The organism is Pseudomonas sp. P2S-1 (assembly GCF_057197725.1).
This window is the reverse complement of the sequence record NZ_CM170068.1, coordinates 1,131,554-1,149,232: the sequence shown is the minus strand read 5'-3', so window position 1 is coordinate 1,149,232 and position 17,679 is coordinate 1,131,554. Positions and strand designations below refer to the sequence as shown.

Below are 17,679 nucleotides of genomic sequence, written 5' to 3'. Positions count from 1 at the left end.
TCTGGAGGAATGCCATTCGAAAGTTGCTGTGAATCCAGGATTTCACATGACACCGACTCGTGCGGGATGGTTTTGGGACCGCTACGCGGTCCATCGCAGGTAAACCAGCTCCTACACCGACCGAGTGGGATTCAGTTCAGTGTTTTGGCAGGAAGATGCTGAAACGCGCCCCGCCCAGCGCCGACTGCCCGACCGTCAACAGCCCGCCCTGGCTCTCGATCACCCGTCGGCTGATCGCCAGCCCCAGGCCAAAGCCGCCAGTGGCCCGGTCGCGACTGCGATCCAGGCGGTAGAACGGCTGGAAGATCTGCTCGCGCTCCTGCTCGGGAATGCCGATGCCGTCATCCTCCACGGTGATCAGGCAGTTGCCCTGCCCGTCCAGGCTCAGCTCGAGGACCAGGCGCCGGTGGCAATAGCGCATGGCATTGCGGATCAGGTTCTGCACCGCGCGGGCGGTCATGCGTGGATCGAGGGCGAAGCGCTGCTCGCCGCCACCGCGTACTTCCCAGCAGATATCCCGGCTGTCCAGTTCTTCGGCAAAGCTGCCGAGGATGCTGTCGACGAACTCCAGCAGCGACACCTCGACCCGCTCGACGCTCTGTCCCGGCGTCTGCAACCGGCTATAGGACAGCAGCTCGAGTACCAGCTCATCCAGTTCGCGCACATGCCCGACCAGTTGCATCAAACGCTTGCGGCTGGCCGCCGGCAGTTCGTCGTAGAGCAGCACCAGGCCGAAATCCAGGCGGGTCAACGGCGTGCGCAATTCATGGGAGACCGCATTGAGCAGCTCGCGCTGTTGGGTCAGCAAGTGCTCCAGGTCCTGGGCCATGGTGTCGAACACCGCCGCCAGCGCACCGATGTTGGAGCGCGGCGAGATCAGGGTGCGCTCGGAGAGCTGGCCTTGGCCGAGCAGTTGCGCGGTGGCCTTGAGCCGTTGCAGGTCGCGCCAGTGCGGCCACAGCCAGAGCAGCAGGCAGCCGAGCAGCGCAGCACCGATCAGGACAGTGATGCCCCACGACAGCAGGTTGATATCGAACGGATCCGGCGGATTGCGCAAGGCGACCAGCCACTGACCACCGAGGGGCGCAATGGCGGTGTCGTAGTAGCCCCAGTCGCCCAGGCGCACCACGTTGTGACCGGCGTCGAGACGCTCGCGCTCTTCATCGTTCAGGTCCAGTTGCTCGCGGGTGCGCAGTTCGATGGCCAGGGGCGCGAAGTCCGCCGCCAGCGCCTCTGCCACCCGCGGCCATTCATTCTCCGGCGCCTGGCGGAACTGCTTGACGATCAGGCTCTGCACGCCCCGGGCCTGATCGAGGTTGTAGGCCACGTAACGGTCGTTGAACAGATGCAGGATCGCGTCCGGGATCAGGAAGATGCCGCCGGCATAGGCGATGATGGTCAGCAGGTACAGGCGAATCAGGATCTTCAGCATGGCCCGTCCTCAGACTTCCCATTCCACGCGACTGAACAGATAGCCCTTGCCCCACACCGTCTTGATCTTGCGCGCTTCGCCGGCATTGTCGTCGAACTTGCGGCGCAGCTTGGAGATGGCCACGTCCACCGAACGGTCGGTGCCGTTGAACTCGATGCCGCGCAGGTGCTGGAGGATGTGGTCGCGGCTGAGCACCGTGCCGGCGTTCTTCGCCAGCACCACCAGCAGGTTGAACTCGCCGCTGGACAGCTCCACCGGCAGGCCGCGCCAGGTCACAGTGCGTTCGGCCAGGTCGATGGACAACCCGCCGACCAGCAGGCGGTCGCTCTCCAGGTGCGGCTCGGCGATGCTGCTGCGGCGCAGCAAGGTGCGCACCCGGGCCAGCAGAACACGGGGCTCGCAGGGTTTGCTGACGTAATCGTCGGCGCCCATTTCCAGGCCGAGGACCTGGTCATGGCTATCGTCGCGGGCGGTGAGCATCAGGATCGGCAGGGTCTGCGATTCGGCGCGCAACAGCCGGCACACCTGCAATCCATCGAGACCCGGCAGCATCAGGTCGAGGATCACCAGGTCAGGCCTGTCCCGGCGCACCTGCTCCAGCACCTGGTCGCCGCGGGCAATGACGCTCACGGTGAAACCATTGCGTTGCAGGTAGCTGGCAATCAGCTCGGACAGGGCGCAGTCGTCTTCGACCAGAAGGATGTTGGGCATGGTTTGGCTTGATCGGGTGGGCAGGAAAAGTCGGCAGGATATAGAACCCGGAAAGGTAAGAAGTTATTTCTTCACACTTTTTAACAGACGTTCTACAGAGCTTCACAGCCCGATGCCGGGCGGCTGCGTACCATGCGACGGTCATTTATGGAAGATCCCTATGTTTCCTTCAAGTCCCGTCCGTCTGCGCCTGCTGCCCCTCGCCGCCGCCTTTCTCCTGCTTGCCGCCTGTGGTGATGAACAGGCCGGCGAAGAGGCCCAAATGCCCACGCCCAATGTCTCGGTGGAGACCGTGCAGGTCCAGGCGCTGGCGATCAGCAGCGAACTGTCCGGTCGCATCCAGGCGCCGCGTATCGCCGAGGTGCGGGCGCGGGTCGCCGGGGTCGTGCTCAAGCGTGAATACCGTGAAGGCAGCGATGTGAAACAGGGCGACGTGCTGTTCCGCATCGACCCGGCACCCTTCCAGGCCGACTACGACAGTGCCCGCGCGACCTTGGCCAAGGCCGAGGCGACCCGCTACCAGGCGAAGCTGCAGGATGAGCGCTACGCCGAGCTGATCGCGATCAATGCCGTCAGCCGCCAGGACCGCGACAACGCCCGTGCCGCCGCGATGCAAGCGGATGCCGATGTCGCGGCGGCCAAGGCTGCCGTGGAGCGGGCGCGCCTGAACCTCGGCTATGCCACGGTCACCGCGCCGATTTCCGGGCGCATTGGCCGTGCCCTGGTCACCGAGGGCGCACTGGTCGGACAGAACGAAACCACGGCCCTGGCGACCATCCAGCAACTCGACCCTATCCACGCCGACGTGACCCAGTCGACCCGCGAGATCAACGCCCTGCGCCGTTCATTGCGGGCTGGCGAGTTGCAGCAGGTCGGCCGGGACCAGGCCAAGGTCACCCTGATCCAGGATGACGGCACGCCCTACCCGCTGCCCGGCAAGCTGCTGTTCTCGGATATCGCCGTGGACCAGAGCACCGGGCAGATCACCCTGCGCAGCGAGTTCCCCAACCCGGACCTCGACCTGCTGCCAGGCAGCTTTATCCGCGTGCGCGTCGAGCAGGCAGTGCAGCCCAAGGGCATCAGCGTGCCGCAACAGGCGATCCTGCGCGACAGCGCCGGGCAGCCGCGGGTATTGGTGGTGGATGGCGAGCAGCGCATCGTCGAGCGCCCGGTGCTGCTCGGTGCCGCGCAGAACAACCGCTGGATCGTCAGCGACGGCCTGAACCCGGGCGAACGCGTGGTCACCGAGGGCCTGCAACACGTCAAGGCCGGTGATCAGGTGCAGGTCACGCCCGCCGCCGGAGCCCGGCAGCCCATCGTCCAGACTTCCGGCCAGTGAGGGCCTGATCCATGCCACGGTTTTTCATTGATCGCCCGGTGTTCGCCTGGGTGGTCGCCCTGTTCATCCTTCTCGCCGGCGCCCTGGCCCTGCCCAAGCTGCCGGTAGCCCAGTACCCCAACGTTGCGCCGCCGCAGGTGGAAATCTACGCGGTGTACCCCGGCGCTTCGGCGCAAACCATGGACGACAGCGTGGTCAGCCTGATCGAGCAGGAGCTCAACGGTGCCGACCACCTGCTGTATTTCCAGTCCCAGAGCAGCCTGGGCAGCGCCACCATCACCGCCACCTTCGAGCCCGGGACCAACCCGGAACTGGCCCAGGTGGATGTGCAGAACCGCCTGAAGATCGTCGAGTCGCGCCTGCCCCGGGCCGTGACCCAGCAAGGCTTGCAGGTGGAGAAAGTGTCCACCGGCTTCCTCCTGCTGGTGACCCTGGCCTCCGAGGACCCGCGCCTGGACGAAACCGCGCTGAGTGATTTTCTGGCGCGCAACGTGATGAACGAGATCCGCCGCCTGCCCGGCGTCGGCAAGGCGCAGTTGTATGGTTCGGAGCGGGCCATGCGCATCTGGATCGATCCGCAGAAGCTGATTGCGTTCAACCTCACGCCTGAGGACGTCAATACCGCTGTTGCGGCGCAGAACGCCCAGGTCGCTCCGGGCAGCATCGGCGACCTGCCCGGCCGCCCGGGTCAGGAAATCACCGCCAACGTGCTGGTCAAGGGGCAACTGTCGAGCCCGGAAGAGTTCGCCGCCATCGTCCTGCGCGCCAATCCGGACGGTTCCAGCGTGACCATCGGCGATGTCGCCCGGGTCGAGATCGGCGCCCAGGAATACCAGTTCGGCACCCGCCTCAACGGCAAGGCCGCCACCGCCTTCAGCGTGCAACTGGCACCCGGCGCCAACGCCATGCAGACCGCGACCCTGGTCCGCGAGAAGATGGACGACCTGTCGCGCTACTTCCCGCCCGGCGCGAAGTACGACATCCCCTATGACACCTCGCCCTTCGTCAAGGTCTCCATTACCCAGGTGATCCACACCCTGGGCGAGGCCATGGTCCTGGTGTTCCTGGTGATGCTGCTGTTCCTGCAGAACATCCGCTACACCCTGATCCCGACCCTGGTGGTGCCGGTCGCGCTGATGGGCACCTTCGCCGCCATGCTCGCCCTGGGCTTTTCGATCAATGTCCTGACCCTGTTCGGCATGGTCCTGGCCATCGGCATCCTGGTGGACGACGCCATCGTCGTGGTGGAGAACGTCGAGCGGATCATGATGGAGGAAGGCCTCCCGCCGAAAGAAGCCACGCGCAAGGCCATGGGCCAGATCAGCGGCGCCATCGTCGGCATTACCGTGGTGCTGGTGGCGGTATTCCTGCCGATGGCCTTCATGAGCGGTTCGGTGGGGGTGATCTACCAGCAGTTCTCCATGTCCATGGCGGTGTCGATCCTGTTCTCGGCGTTCCTCGCCCTGAGCCTGACCCCGGCCCTGTGCGCCACCCTGCTCAAGCCGGTGGCCAAGGGCGAGCACCATGAACGGCGCGGCCTGTATGGCTGGTTCAACCGCCGCTTCGAGGCGATGAGCAACGGCTACCAGCGCTGGGTGGTGCACGCGATCGCGCGCAGCGGGCGCTACCTGCTGGTCTATGCCGTGCTGTTCGGCGCATTGATCTTCAGCTTTGGCCAGTTGCCGTCGTCGTTCCTGCCGACCGAGGACCAGGGCTACACCATTACCGACGTACAGTTGCCGCCGGGGGCCAGCCGTGAGCGGACCGAACAGGTGGCGGCGCAGATCGAAGAACACAACGCGGCGGAGCCGGGTGTCGGCAATACCACGGTGATCCTTGGCTTCAGCTTCTCCGGTAACGGGCAGAACGCGGCGCTGGTGTTCACCACGCTCAAGGACTGGTCGGAACGGGCCGCCGATGACGCCGCCGCGGCGATTGCCGAGCGCGCCACCATCGCCTTCAGCCAGTTCAAGAACGCCATTGCCTACTCGGTGCTGCCGCCGCCGGTGGACGGCCTGGGCACCTCGACCGGCTTCGAGTTCCGTCTGCAGGACCGTGGCGGCCTGGGCTATGCCCGGCTGATGGCGGCCCGCGACCAGTTGCTCGCCGCTGCGGAAAAAAGCCCGGTGCTGGTCAACGTGCGCGAAAGCGCCCTGGCGGAAAGCCCGCAGGTGCAGCTGGAAATCGACCGCAAGCAGGCCAATGCCCTGGGCGTGTCCTTCGCCGATATCGGCACAGTGCTGAATACCGCAGTGGGTTCCAGCTACGTCAACGACTTCCCCAACCAGGGGCGCATGCAGCGGGTGGTGGTGCAGGCCGAAGGCGACAGCCGCAGCCAGGTCGAGGACCTGCTGAAGATCCATGTGCGCAACAGCAGCGGCAAGATGGTCCCGCTGGCGGCTTTCGCCAAGGCGCAGTGGGTGTCCGGGCCGGTGCAACTGACCCGCTACAACGGCTATCCGGCGATTGCCGTCAGCGGCGAGCCCGCTGCGGGCCACAGCTCGGGTGAAGCCATGACGGAAATCGAGCGCCTGGTAAGTGAGCTGCCATTGGGCTTCGGCCTGGAATGGACCGGTCTGTCCTTGCAGGAGCGTTTGTCCGGCAGCCAGGCGCCGCTGTTGATGGGCCTGTCGTTGCTGGTGGTGTTCCTCTGCCTGGCGGCGCTGTATGAAAGCTGGTCGATCCCGACTTCGGTGCTGCTGGTGGTGCCGCTGGGGATTCTCGGGGCGGTGCTGGCAGTGACTCTGCGCGGCCTGCCTAACGATGTGTTCTTCAAGGTTGGCCTGATCACCTTGATTGGTCTCTCGGCCAAGAACGCCATCCTGATCATCGAGTTCGCCAAGAGCCTGGTGGATGAAGGTCATGACCTGGTGGATGCGACGGTGCGGGCAGCGCGCCTGCGCTTGCGGCCGATCGTGATGACGTCGCTGGCGTTCATTCTCGGCGTGGTGCCGTTGGCCATCGCTACCGGGGCCAGTTCGGCGAGCCAGCAGGCGATTGGTACCGGTGTGGTCGGCGGGATGCTCACTGCGACCCTGGCGGTGGTGTTCGTGCCGGTGTTCTTCGTGGTGGTGATGCGGGTGACCGGGTATCAGAAGAAGAAGGCCGCAGCCGAGGTGAATGCCTGAAAAGGTGAGGCTGGTTGTACCGGCCTCATCGCTGGCAAGCCAGCTCCCACAGGGTCCTGCAGCGACTCGGCCCCTGTGGGAGCTGGCTTGCCAGCGATGAGGCCCTCAAGAACAACACAGTTGAAACCTGCCATCTCCCATGGGATGGTGCCAGCCTTGACCCGCTGGAACTCCTACCCATGAGCAACACCCTCCCCCCCTGCTCCATCCTCATCCTCGCCGGTGGCCGCGGCCAGCGCATGGGCGGGCGGGACAAGGGGTTGCTGGAGTGGCGCGGCGAGCCGATGGTCGCCCATCTGCATCGCACCCTGCGCCCACTGACCGACGACCTGATCATTTCCTGCAACCGCAACCTCGAGGCCTACCGCCCCTACGCCGACACGCTGGTGCAGGATGCCGAAGGCGACTTTCCCGGCCCTTTCGCGGGGGTATTGGCCGGCCTGGCGGTAGCCCGGCATGACTGGCTGCTGGTGCTGGCCTGCGATGCACCGAAGGTCGATCGAGCGTTGCTGGAGTCGCTGCTGAAGCTGGCCAGCGACGCCCATGCTCCGGCCATGGTCCGCCAGGGCAGCCATTGGCAGCCCATGTTCAGCCTGATCCCGCGCACACTCACAGCCACACTTTCAGCCGCCTGGGAAAGTGGCGAACGTAGTCTGTCGTGGGTGTTGCGCGGCGGGCCCTTGCTGGCTCTGGAATGTGCCGAAGACGATCCCCGGCTGGCCAACTTCAATACGCCCGATTACCTGGACGATCCTGCTTCAGCGCAGCCGTGAGCGGATTTGCTGGCAGGTGTCGAGCATCTGCTGCATGTTGCCCGGCTCCAGGCCCAGCTTGCCGTTCATGCAGTCGAGCAGTTGCGCGGCCTCGAGCTTGAGCGCCTTGCCCTTCTCGGTCAGCAGCACCTTGCGCCGGCGCCGGTCGCCGGGGTCGAGGTAGACGGTGATGAAGCCCGCGTCGGTCAGACGACGGATGATCGGCGTCAACGTGCCGAGGTCGAACAGGGTCACCGCACTGAGGGAACTGATGGACATGTCGTCCTCGCCCCAGAGGCCAATCAGCACCAGCAACTGCGGGTAGGTCACGCCATGCCGGCGCAACGGCTCGCCATAATCGCGGACCATGGCATTGGCGGTGGAATACAGGGTGAAGCACAGCATTCTGTCGAAATCGAAGGTTGGTTCTTCCATAGGCGTCTCTCGTGCGGTGCTCATGCAGCCACCGCGGCTTGCTCGTTGCGTGCCCGGTCCTGCGGCAGAGTGCGTGTGCCGGGCATGGTATTTTTCTTCGGTGTCCAAACCCCATACGCAAGCATCGGGCCAGCGCAGCACTTGACCGTAATCAGGCCGTGCGGAGTCAGGAAAATAGTGTTGGAAAGCAGACGGTTCATCCTTGAATACCTGGGGCGCCAGGCCCCGGGATCGGCGTGGCGCCAGTCGCTACGACCTTGCGCACCCGGTACAGGCCTTGGTGGGCGGACAATGGCAGGCGATACGGGAGGTTGTCAGTGACTTCACGGGCCAGATTAGTGCGTAACGAGTCCAGTACAGGGACGCTCTCCATGGGAGCCCTTATTGGTTTGTGCAAAAAGTAAAGAGGCAGTTGGTCGGAAATGTCTTGAAATGTGAACTGCTTCCGGTTTTTGCCAAGATTGCCGTATTCGAACGAATATAGCCAGTTGCTAGTGCGGCGAATAAATGGCGTCAAAAAACGGCAAAATGCCCGTACCAGACGGGCATTTTCAGGGGATCGTGAACGATAGAGGGGAAATGTTGCAGTCTCGGGTTTCAGCCCAAATCATGCCAATTGCGTTTGTCTTTATTCAGCAAATCGTTCGCGGCTGCCGGGCCATCTTCCCCGGCGGCATATTCATGCACCACGCCACCCTCCTTCCAGGCATCGAGGAACGGCTGCACCGCACGCCAGCCGTTTTCGATGTTGTCGGCGCGCTGGAACAGGGTCTGGTCGCCGGTCAGGCAGTCGTAGATCAGGGTTTCGTAACCGGTGGCCGGCTGCATCTTGAAGAAGTCCTTGTAGGCGAAACCCAGGGCGATGGTTTCCATCTCCAGGGCGGGCCCGGGACGCTTGGCCTGCAGGTCGAACCACATGCCTTCGTTGGGCTGGATCTGGATCTTCAGGTAGTTGGGCTTGGGCCGCTCGGCATCGCTGTCGCGGAACTGCGCATACGGCGCCGGCTTGAAGCAGATGGCGATCTCGGTATCGCGCACGCTCATGCGCTTGCCGGTACGCAGGTAGAACGGCACGCCGACCCAGCGCCAGTTGTCGATCATCACCTTGAGCGCGACGTAGGTTTCGGTCTGGCTGTCCGGTTCGACCCGCGGCTCCTGGCGATAGCCCTTGAGCTTCCTGCGGCCCTGCTTGCCCTCGGTGTACTGGCCACGTACCGAGCTCTTCAAGGCCATGGCCTTCGACCAGGGCCGGATCGCACCGATGACCTTGGCCTTCTCGCTGCGCACCGCATCGGCGCCGAATGCGGCCGGTGGCTCCATGGCAACCATCGCCAGCAACTGGAACAGGTGGTTGGGGACCATGTCGCGCAATGCGCCGGTGTGGTCGTAGAAAGCTGCGCGCTCCTCGACGCCGACGGTTTCCGCTGCGGTGATCTGCACATGGTCGATGTAGTGGTTGTTCCAGAACGACTCGAACAGACCGTTGGAAAACCGGCTGACCAGGATGTTCTGCACGGTCTCCTTGCCCAGGTAATGGTCGATCCGGTAGATCTGCTTTTCGCTCATGACCCGCAGCAGGCTGGCGTTGAGCATCTCGGCGCTGGCCAAGTCCGAACCGAACGGCTTTTCGATCACCACCCGCCGAAAACCCTCGGTTTCATTCAACAGGCCGGCTGCGCCGAGACGCTGCACCACGTCGGAGAAAAACCGCGGCGCGGTGGCCAGGTAGAAGATCGCGTTGCCATTGCGTGACCTGCCGATGTGCTTGCCGATGGCCTGGTAGGTGTCGGCGTCGAGGAAATCACCGGTCAGGTAGTCGATGCGCTTGGCCAGGCGTGCCCAGCGCTTCGGGTCGAGGCATGCCGCGCCCTCTGCGGCACCCTTGTCGCGCTCGCGCATGAAGCTTTCCAGGCGCGCGGCAAACTCGGCGCCGGTGGCCTGGTTGTGATCGACCCCGACGATGCGCAGGTTGTTGTCCAGCAGGCCGTCACGGCTGAGGTTGTAAAGCGCCGGCATCAGCAGGCGCTTGACCAGGTCGCCGCTGGCGCCGAACAGGAACAGGGTGCAGGGTGGCGCGGTTTCCACGTTGTATTGATTCATTCGGGACGCTCGACATGGCCGCCGAAACCGAAACGCATGGCCGACAGCAGCTTGTCACCGTAGGTGCCCTGCTGCTCCCGCGAGCGGAAGCGGGCGAACAATGCGCTGCTCAACACCGGCACCGGCACCGCCTGTTCCACGGCGGCGTCGATGGTCCAGCGGCCCTCGCCACTGTCGGCGACGGCGCCGCTGTAATGATTGAGTTGCGGGTCCTGCGCCAGGGCGTCCGCGGTCAGATCCAGCAGCCAGGAGGTGACCACACTGCCGCGCCGCCAGACCTCGGCGATCTGTGCCAGGTCCAGATCAAAGCGCTGGTCCGCCGGTAGTGCGTCGCTGGCCTTGCCACGCAGGATGTCGAAGCCTTCGGCGTAAGCCTGCATCAGGCCATATTCGATGCCGTTGTGGATCATCTTGACGAAGTGTCCGGAACCGGCCGGGCCGGCGTGGATATACCCCTGCTCGGCGCGGCTTGGCTGGCCTTCGCGACCGTGGGTGCGGGGGATGCTGCCGACTCCGGGTGCCAGGCTGGCGAACAGCGGATCGAGGCGCTCGATGATCGCCTGCTCGCCGCCGATCATCATGCAATAGCCGCGTTCCAGGCCCCAGACGCCACCCGAGGTGCCCACGTCGACGTAGTGCAGCTGGCGTTTCTGCAGCTCGCCGGCGCGGCGGATGTCGTCCTTGTAGAAACTGTTGCCACCGTCGATCAGGACGTCGTCGGCGCCCAGCAGGTCGGCCAGTTGCGCCAGGGTCTGCTCGGTCGGTTCGCCGGCCGGCAGCATCACCCAGATCGCCCGGGGCTTGCTCATCTGCTTGACCAGCGCCGGCAGGTCCTTGGCGCCTTGCGCGCCCTCCGCCACCAGCGCGTCGATCGCCGCCTGATTGCGGTCATTCACTACCACTTGATGCCCGTCTCGCATCAAGCGCCTTGCAATATTGCCGCCCATGCGGCCCAGCCCCACGATTCCCAGTTGCATGTGCCGATGCTCCAGTCGATGGAAGAAGTCCTCAAGGTTAGTCCAGTGGACAGGAGCGATGGTTTCACGACGAACGGCGAGACAGTGCCCAATAAAAAAGTTCCCTCCATGGAAAAAAGAATTCAGAATCGCGCCCCGTCAAGCGTCTACGCTTCAGTTGTGTGACACGCCATTAGTGAGGTCCCCTATGCAAACCCTGATCTCGGCAGCCCCGCCCCAGACGCTCTACGTCTCGATCCGCCGCGACGAACTGCAACGCCTGAAGCAGGAGCGCGACCAGCTCCAGGAGCAGGTGGCGCGCCTCAACCTGCTGCTCCAGCAGGCCCAGTTGAACAACCACGAAATGTCCCGCTGATTCAGCCCAGCAATACGCGGCACCAGTAGATCACCCCCACTGCCGCCAGCAGCAACAGCATCCACGCTGACAGCCGCGACACCCACGCCCTGCAGCGTTGCGCCAGGGCGTGACGCATCAGGCCGATGTACAGCGCCAGGATGCCCAGGTCCACCACCAGCCACAGCAGGGCCAGCAGGCCGATACTGGTACCGAAGGACTCGGTCACCGGGATGAACTGTGGAAACAGGGCGACGAAGAACAGGATGTCCTTGGGGTTGGCAATCCCGATCAGGAAACCCTGCCACCAGCCGTTGGCTTTTTTCGCCGTGCCCTCCTCGCCCGCGCCACTGTCGCGCAAGCCACTGAACCCCAGCCAGCCGATGAACAGGCAGCCTGCCAGCGCGCCCCATTGCAGCACCTGCGGGCTCAGCGCCAGCGTCCCGGCCAGCACCGCCGCCGCCGCGGCCACCAGGATCAGCGACGCCGCATTGGCGCCAAGGGCCGTGCGCACGGCGCTCGCGGTACCGGAACGGCTGGCGGCATCCAGGACCAGCAGCACCACCGGCCCCGGGGTAGCGATCAACAGGATGACAGTGCCCAGGTAGGCGATCAGCAGCGGTGTGTTCATTTCTACCCCCTCGAAGCGTTCAGTCCGCGCATTCTGGGGTGTACCTGGCACCTTGAAAAACGCAAAAAGCGCTGGCCTACTATGACTCCAACTCATGATGAGCATGCCCGCCATGGCCGATCGCCTGCCTCCGCTCTATGCCTTGCGCGCCTTCGAGGTCGCCGCTCGCTCCTGTTCCTTTACCCGCGCCGCCGATGAACTGGCCCTGACCCAAAGCGCGATCAGCCGGCATATCCGCAGCCTGGAAAGCCATCTGGGCTGTCGCCTGTTCGAGCGCAATGGACCGCGCCTGCGCCTGACTGATGTCGGGCAGCAGTTGGCCAGGCAACTGAATGCCGGCTTCAGCCTGATCGAACAGGCTTGCCAGCCATTTCGCGAAGGCGCCCGGCAACTGCGCCTGAAAGCCCCGTCGACCCTGACCATGCATTGGCTGCTGGCGTGCCTTGAGCGGTTTTGCCAGGCGCCGGAGAGCATCGCCGTGCAGTTGGCCAGCGTGTGGATGGACCAGGACCATGTGGATTTTTCCAGCGAGCCCTATGACTGCGCCGTGCTGCTGGGCAATGGACAGTTCGGTGAGCAGGTTGAATGCCGCAAGCTGTTCGAGGAGTGGCTGATACCCATCTGTGCGCCGTCGCTGCTGGGGGACGGCAGCTGGGATGCGTCGCGTCTTGCCCGGGTTGCGCTGGTGCATCCCTCTGCCGATCGCCGGGACTGGAAGCGCTGGCTGCAGGGCAGCGGCCTGTCGGGGCAAGTCGAGCTGGACCGGGGCATTTGTTTCGACACTCTGGACCAGGGCATGGGGGCAGCGATGGCCGGGCATGGCGTGTCGATCGGCGATCTGGCGCTGGTTGCCGGGCATGTGCGCGATGGCCGGCTGGCGCTGCCGTTCCGCCAGGCCGTGGCGACCGGTGATGGCTACTACCTGGTCTGGCCGCGAGGGAGTACCTGGGAGCAAGGGGTCGGGCGGCTGGGGGATTTTCTGATGACGCATCGGCCAATGCTGGCACTTCCCGGGATGGATGTTATTCCCCGACACCTCGCGTAAAGTTTTCCTACGCGCTCATGGATTACCGCCCTACCGATGGACAAATACGCCCCCCGCCAGTGGCTCCCCCACGAGAAACCCACCCTGCCCGGCTCGCCCTCGACGCCGCTGCATGCACCGGGCAAGCGCCTGGCTTATGGCGCGGTCGGCCTGCTGGTGGCGATCACCGGCGGCCTGGGCAATGCCCTGGTTACCGCCAACCTGACCTTTCTCCAGGGCGCCCTCGGCGCCACCAGCGCCGAGATGGCCTGGCTGCCCGCCGCCTTCGTCATGACCAACGTGTCGATGAACCTGCTGCTGGTGAAATTCCGCCAGGAATTTGGCCTGCGCGCGTTCACCGAGGTGTTTCTGGTGCTCTACGCGCTGGTCACCTTCGCCCACCTGTTCGTCAACGACCTCAACTCGGCGATCGCGGTGCGCGCCGCCCATGGCATGGTCGGCGCGGCCCTCAGTTCCCTGGGCCTGTATTACATGATCCAGGCCTTTCCGGCGCAGTGGCGGCTCAAGGCCATGGTCCTCGGCCTGGGCGCCTCGCAACTGGCAGTGCCGCTGGCCCGGGTATTCTCCGAAGACCTGCTGCAGATCGCCGAATGGCGCGGCCTGTACCTGTTCGAACTGGGCCTGACCCTGGCTGCGCTGGGCTGCGTATTGATGCTCAAGCTGCCTCCCGGCGATCGTTTCAAGACCTTCGAACCCCTGGATTTCCTGACCTTCTCGCTGATGGCCAGCGGCACCGCCCTGCTCTGCGCGGTGCTGTCCCTCGGGCGTATCGACTGGTGGCTGGATGCGCCGTGGATCGGCGTCGCCCTGGCGTCGTCCATTGCCCTGGTCTGCAGCGGCCTGGCCATCGAGCACAACCGCAGCAACCCGTTGCTGATGACCCGCTGGCTGGGCAGCGGCGCGATTGTGCGCCTGGCCCTGTGCGTGGTGTTGATCCGCATGGTCACCTCGGAGCAGTCCACCGGCGCGGTGGGCTTCCTGCAGGCGCTGAACATGGGCAGCGAGCAGATGCGCCAGTTGTACTGGATCATGCTCCTCGGCGCCGCGGCGGGCCTGGCCACCAGCGCCCTGACCATCAATCCGCAGCATCTGGTCCTGCCGCTGTTCATCTCCCTCGCGGCCATGGCCATCGGGGCCTTCATGGACAGTTCGTCGAGCAACCTGACGCGCCCGGCGCAGATGTATTTCAGCCAGTTCCTCCTGGCCTTCGGCAGCACCTTCTTCCTCGGCCCGAGCATGGCCCTGGGCATCGGCCATGTGCGCGCCAACCCACGCAACCTGGTGAGCTTCTCGGTGATGTTCGGGATCTGCAACAACCTCGGCGGCCTGCTGGGCGCGGCGCTGCTCGGCACGTTCCAGACCGTGCGGGAGAAATTCCACTCCAGTCACCTGGTGGAAAACCTCAGCTACCTGGAACCCCTGGTCAACGCCAGGATCCAGAGTGGGGGCGCCGGCTACGCCGGGGTCATCGCCGACCCGGCCCTGCGCAGCGAAGCCGGCATGCGCCTGCTGGCCAGCGCCGCCACCCGCGAGGCCACTATCCTGGCCTATAACGATGTCTTCATGCTGATCGGCAGCATCGCCGTGCTGACCATGATCTGGATCTTCATCCGCAGCCTGCGCTTGCGCTATCTCGCCCGCCAGGCCGCGGCCACCACCACTCCAAGCGACGCGCCGAGCCGATGACCCAGGAAACGCCCTCGACCACCACCACCGCCATCGCCGAAACCCCGGAAGGCGTCACCCCGCCCAGCGAACCGACCAGCCCGGCACGCACGCGCCGGGTGCACTGGCTGGCAACCCTGAGTTTTGCCGCCGTGGCCATCACCGGGATTCTCGTGGTGCTCTACGCCTGGCGCCTGCCGCCGTTCGGCAGCGCCATCGAAAGCACCGAGAACGCCATGGTGCGTGGTCAGGTGACCATCATCGGCCCGCAACTGGCCGGCTATATCGTCGAAGTGCCGGTGCACGACTTCCAGTTCGTCAAGGCCGGCGACCTGCTGGTGCGCCTCGACGACCGCATCTACACCCAGCGCCTGGCCCAGGCCACGGCGCAGTTGCAACAGCAACGGGCGGCCCTGGCCAACAACCTGCAGCAACGCAACAGTGCCGAAGCGGTGATCGCCCAGCGCCAGGCGGCCATCGACGACGCTGCGGCCCAGGCCACGCGCAACCAGGCCGACCTGCGCCGCAACCAGGCGCTGGCCAGCGATGGTTCGGTCTCCCGTCGCGAGCTGGACCTGAGCCGCGCCAGCCACGCCGCCGCTGTCGCCAGCCTGGCCCAGGCGAAAGCCGCACTGGAGATCGCCCGCCAGGACCGCGAGACGGTGATCGTCAACCGCGCCGCCCTCGAAGCCGCCGTGGAGAACGCCAAGGCTGCGCTGGAACTGGCGCGCATCGACCTGGACAACACCCGGGTCACCGCACCGCGGGACGGCCAGCTCGGGCAGATCGGCACCCGGCTCGGCGCCTACGTCAACTCGGGCGCGCAACTGATGGCGCTGGTGCCGGAGGTCAAATGGGTGATCGCCAACATGAAGGAAACCCAGATGGCCAACGTGCGTATCGGCCAGCCGGTGACCTTCACCGTGGATGCCCTGAACCATCTCAGGCTGCACGGCCATGTACAGCAGATCGCCCCGGCTACCGGCTCGGAGTTCGCCTTGCTGCAGGCTGACAATGCCACGGGCAACTTCGTCAAGATTGCCCAGCGGATTCCGGTGCGGATTACCGTGGACGAGGATCAGCCGGAGGCGCGGCATCTGCGGCCGGGGATGTCGGTGGTGGTGAGTATCGATACCCGCGACGAACGCTGATTCACACGCCCAGGCCGTCCACCAGGGTCTGGGTCAGCTTGCGGATGCGCCGCTCGTGGGCCTCCAGGTCCGGCACATCGTCCTGCACCAGGCGCATGAACAGGGTCGAGCTGTAGTCGTTGAGGAATTCAGCGACGAACGCCACATCGAACGACGCCTTGAGCAACCCGCGCCCCTGCAACTCCCGCAGCAGTTCCGCCACCTCGTCGATCAGCCGCCGGTTCAGGTGCGAGGCGGCCTCCGGTCTCGGGGTCAGCAGCCCCAGCGGCAGCAGTTCGCGCCAGATCGCCGCCGGCAAGGCTTCCAGCTCGCGGCGGATGATCCGCGACTCCAGGTGACACATGGCATCCACGGCATTGTCGAAGGCCGGCATCTGTTCCCGCGAATCGGACAGGGCACGCTGGTCGGCACGCTCCATCAGGGCCAGGAGAATGTCCTGCTTGGTACCGAAGTAGTTGAACACCGTCGGCGTGGAAACCCCCACCTGCCCGGCGATCTGTTCCACCGTGGTGGCGTTGAAGCCTTGCGTCTCGAACAGCCCCAGGGCCGCCTCGAGAATCGCCTCGCGGCGCAGTTCCTTTTGCTTCTGGCGTAGTCCGCTCACTCGTCTTCCTCGGCAGTCTGTGCAAGGTGCTGATTCTAGTAAATTTTCAATTCAAATGAAATATTTTATTTGACTATAAAATTTAACGAATATAAAAACTTGCCATCACCACCGCAGAGAGCAGTTCATGAGCAACGAGTTCACCGAGGCGCTACGCAGTGCCTATCGTGCCGGCAATCCAGCCGCCGTGCCGTTGATGCAGGGGTTTCCACCGCCCCCGGAACAACGGGTGACCTGGCACAACTTCATGACCCCGCCGCACAACCGCTGGGCCTTCCAGAACATGGAGCGGATCCGTCCGGGTATCGTCATCGAACGCGGCAGCCAGCCGGTCAGGGCGCTGCCTGCCGCCGCCAATCACCTGGAGGACTTCAGTTTCGAAAGCGCTTCGGGCGACATCCTGAGCCTGCACGAGCACCTCAAGGCCACCCACACCGATGGCTGGCTGGTGCTCAAGGATGGCCAGTTGGTGCAGGAGCTGTACGCCCTGCACCACCAGCCCCGGCAGCGGCACATCATGTTCTCGGTGACCAAGTCGCTGATCGGGATGCATGCCGAAGAGCTGGTGCAGGGCGGCGTACTGGATGACCGTCTGCCGGCCCTGCATTACGTCCCGGAATTCGCCGGCAGTGCCTTCGCCGATGCCAGCGTGCGCCAACTGATGGATATGGCGGTAGGCATCGACTACGACGAGGTCTACGACGACCCGGACTCCGGCAGCTCGCACTTCGGCTACGCCTGCGGTCTGACCCCGGCGCCCGAAGGTATCCACGTCTGTGCCTCGCTCTATGAATACCTGCCGGGGATGCGCAAGCGCGGCGAGCATGGCGGCTTCTTTCACTACGTCACCGCCGTCACCGAAGCCCTCGGCTGGGTGATGGAACAGGCCAGCGGGCGCAGTTGCGCGCAGATGGTCGAGGCAGTCTGGCGCGAGCTGGGTTGCGAGCGCGACGCGTTCTTCGTCGCCGATCCCTGGGGGCGCAATGTCACCGGCTGCGGCTTCAACGCAACGCTCCGGGACATGGCGCGCTACGGCCAGTTGCTGCTGGACCGCGGCGAGTGCAATGGCCGCCAGCTGATTGCCCCGGCGGCCATCGATGCCGTATTGGCCGGCGCCGACCCGGCGATCTACGCGACCAACGAAGGCTTCGCCCAGTGGAGCCCTGGCGCCACCTACAAGAGCCAGTGGTACGTCTACCCCGACGAGGCGCTGCTTGCCGTGGGGATTCACGGGCAGATCCTCTATGTCGACTTCCAGCGCCGGGTGGTGATGGTCAAGCAGTCCTCGCAGCCGGAGGCCGAGAGCATCCTGGACATCGACACCCTGCGCCTGATCCGCGCCCTTGCTGTCTCACTACAAGAATAAGGACGAGCC

16 protein-coding genes are annotated in these 17,679 nt (G+C 64.8%); 8 read left to right on the top strand and 8 right to left on the bottom strand.

Features of this window, described 5'->3' with window-relative positions; translation table 11 throughout:
- Window positions 1–136: 136 nt before the first annotated feature.
- Both AC2CQI_RS05260 and AC2CQI_RS05255 read right to left on the bottom strand, forming a co-directional pair.
- Window positions 137–1,432: an ATP-binding protein gene (locus AC2CQI_RS05260; RefSeq protein ID WP_484579411.1), complete on the bottom strand. Its 1,296-nt coding sequence runs from the start codon at window positions 1,430–1,432 to the stop codon at window positions 137–139.
- Between the two features lie 9 nt (window positions 1,433–1,441).
- Window positions 1,442–2,143 carry a response regulator gene (locus AC2CQI_RS05255; RefSeq protein ID WP_075803599.1) on the bottom strand — a complete coding sequence of 234 codons (702 nt, stop codon included), beginning with the start codon at window positions 2,141–2,143 and terminating at the stop codon, window positions 1,442–1,444.
- 160 nt (window positions 2,144–2,303) lie between these two features.
- Here AC2CQI_RS05255 and AC2CQI_RS05250 point away from each other — a divergent pair, with 160 nt between their 5' ends.
- From AC2CQI_RS05250 to mobA, 3 genes are all read left to right on the top strand, one after another.
- The gene (locus tag AC2CQI_RS05250) at window positions 2,304–3,482 is read left to right on the top strand and encodes an efflux RND transporter periplasmic adaptor subunit (protein WP_484579410.1); all 1,179 of its coding nucleotides are present in this window, start codon (window positions 2,304–2,306) and stop codon (window positions 3,480–3,482) included.
- Window positions 3,483–3,493: 11 nt separating this feature from the next.
- Complete coding sequence (locus AC2CQI_RS05245; RefSeq protein ID WP_484579409.1) at window positions 3,494–6,610, top strand: efflux RND transporter permease subunit; 3,117 nt, start codon at window positions 3,494–3,496, stop codon at window positions 6,608–6,610.
- A gap of 179 nt (window positions 6,611–6,789) precedes the next feature.
- Window positions 6,790–7,383 (top strand): molybdenum cofactor guanylyltransferase MobA, encoded by a 594-nt coding sequence (mobA, locus tag AC2CQI_RS05240; protein ID WP_075803601.1) that lies wholly within the window; start codon window positions 6,790–6,792, stop codon window positions 7,381–7,383.
- Here mobA and AC2CQI_RS05235 read toward each other — a convergent pair.
- The 4 genes from AC2CQI_RS05235 to gnd all read right to left on the bottom strand — a co-directional run bounded on the left by AC2CQI_RS05235 (window position 7,369) and on the right by gnd (window position 10,874).
- Window positions 7,369–7,797: a MarR family winged helix-turn-helix transcriptional regulator gene (locus tag AC2CQI_RS05235; RefSeq protein WP_075803602.1), complete on the bottom strand. Its 429-nt coding sequence runs from the start codon at window positions 7,795–7,797 to the stop codon at window positions 7,369–7,371. The genes mobA and AC2CQI_RS05235 overlap by 15 nt on opposite strands.
- Window positions 7,798–7,817: 20 nt before the next feature.
- Window positions 7,818–7,997: a hypothetical protein gene (locus AC2CQI_RS05230; RefSeq protein WP_484579408.1), complete on the bottom strand. Its 180-nt coding sequence runs from the start codon at window positions 7,995–7,997 to the stop codon at window positions 7,818–7,820.
- 397 nt (window positions 7,998–8,394) lie between these two features.
- The gene (gene zwf / locus AC2CQI_RS05225; RefSeq protein ID WP_484579407.1) at window positions 8,395–9,897 is read right to left on the bottom strand and encodes a glucose-6-phosphate dehydrogenase; all 1,503 of its coding nucleotides are present in this window, start codon (window positions 9,895–9,897) and stop codon (window positions 8,395–8,397) included.
- On the bottom strand, window positions 9,894–10,874 hold the full coding sequence (gnd, locus tag AC2CQI_RS05220) for a phosphogluconate dehydrogenase (NAD(+)-dependent, decarboxylating) (RefSeq protein WP_484579406.1): 981 nt from the start codon (window positions 10,872–10,874) through the stop codon (window positions 9,894–9,896). The genes zwf and gnd overlap by 4 nt, the downstream gene beginning before the upstream one ends.
- A 187-nt stretch (window positions 10,875–11,061) precedes the next feature.
- Between gnd and AC2CQI_RS05215 the strand changes: the two genes are divergently transcribed.
- Complete coding sequence (locus tag AC2CQI_RS05215) at window positions 11,062–11,229, top strand: DUF6026 family protein (protein ID WP_178391999.1); 168 nt, start codon at window positions 11,062–11,064, stop codon at window positions 11,227–11,229.
- A 1-nt stretch (window position 11,230) separates the two neighbouring features.
- On the opposite strand, the gene AC2CQI_RS05210 is transcribed toward AC2CQI_RS05215, so the two are convergent.
- A complete protein-coding gene (locus AC2CQI_RS05210; RefSeq protein WP_075803605.1) occupies window positions 11,231–11,839 on the bottom strand; it encodes a LysE family translocator in 609 nt (202 codons plus the stop codon).
- A gap of 112 nt (window positions 11,840–11,951) precedes the next feature.
- Here AC2CQI_RS05210 and AC2CQI_RS05205 point away from each other — a divergent pair, with 112 nt between their 5' ends.
- Genes AC2CQI_RS05205 through AC2CQI_RS05195 form a run of 3 tightly spaced genes read left to right on the top strand, consistent with a single transcriptional unit; the run spans window position 11,952 to window position 15,700 of the window.
- Window positions 11,952–12,884 carry a LysR substrate-binding domain-containing protein gene (locus AC2CQI_RS05205; protein WP_484580585.1) on the top strand — a complete coding sequence of 311 codons (933 nt, stop codon included), beginning with the start codon at window positions 11,952–11,954 and terminating at the stop codon, window positions 12,882–12,884.
- Between the two features lie 36 nt (window positions 12,885–12,920).
- Entirely contained in the window at window positions 12,921–14,570 is a 1,650-nt protein-coding gene (locus AC2CQI_RS05200; protein WP_484579405.1) for an MFS transporter, read from the top strand.
- Window positions 14,567–15,700 carry an HlyD family secretion protein gene (locus AC2CQI_RS05195; protein WP_484579404.1) on the top strand — a complete coding sequence of 378 codons (1,134 nt, stop codon included), beginning with the start codon at window positions 14,567–14,569 and terminating at the stop codon, window positions 15,698–15,700. The genes AC2CQI_RS05200 and AC2CQI_RS05195 overlap by 4 nt, the downstream gene beginning before the upstream one ends.
- Before the next feature lies 1 nt (window position 15,701).
- On the opposite strand, the gene AC2CQI_RS05190 is transcribed toward AC2CQI_RS05195, so the two are convergent.
- Window positions 15,702–16,304: a TetR/AcrR family transcriptional regulator gene (locus AC2CQI_RS05190; RefSeq protein WP_075803608.1), complete on the bottom strand. Its 603-nt coding sequence runs from the start codon at window positions 16,302–16,304 to the stop codon at window positions 15,702–15,704.
- Between the two features lie 127 nt (window positions 16,305–16,431).
- On the opposite strand from AC2CQI_RS05190, the gene AC2CQI_RS05185 reads away from it, so the two are divergent.
- Window positions 16,432–17,670: a serine hydrolase domain-containing protein gene (locus tag AC2CQI_RS05185; protein ID WP_484579403.1), complete on the top strand. Its 1,239-nt coding sequence runs from the start codon at window positions 16,432–16,434 to the stop codon at window positions 17,668–17,670.
- The last annotated feature ends 9 nt before the right edge of the window (window positions 17,671–17,679 follow it).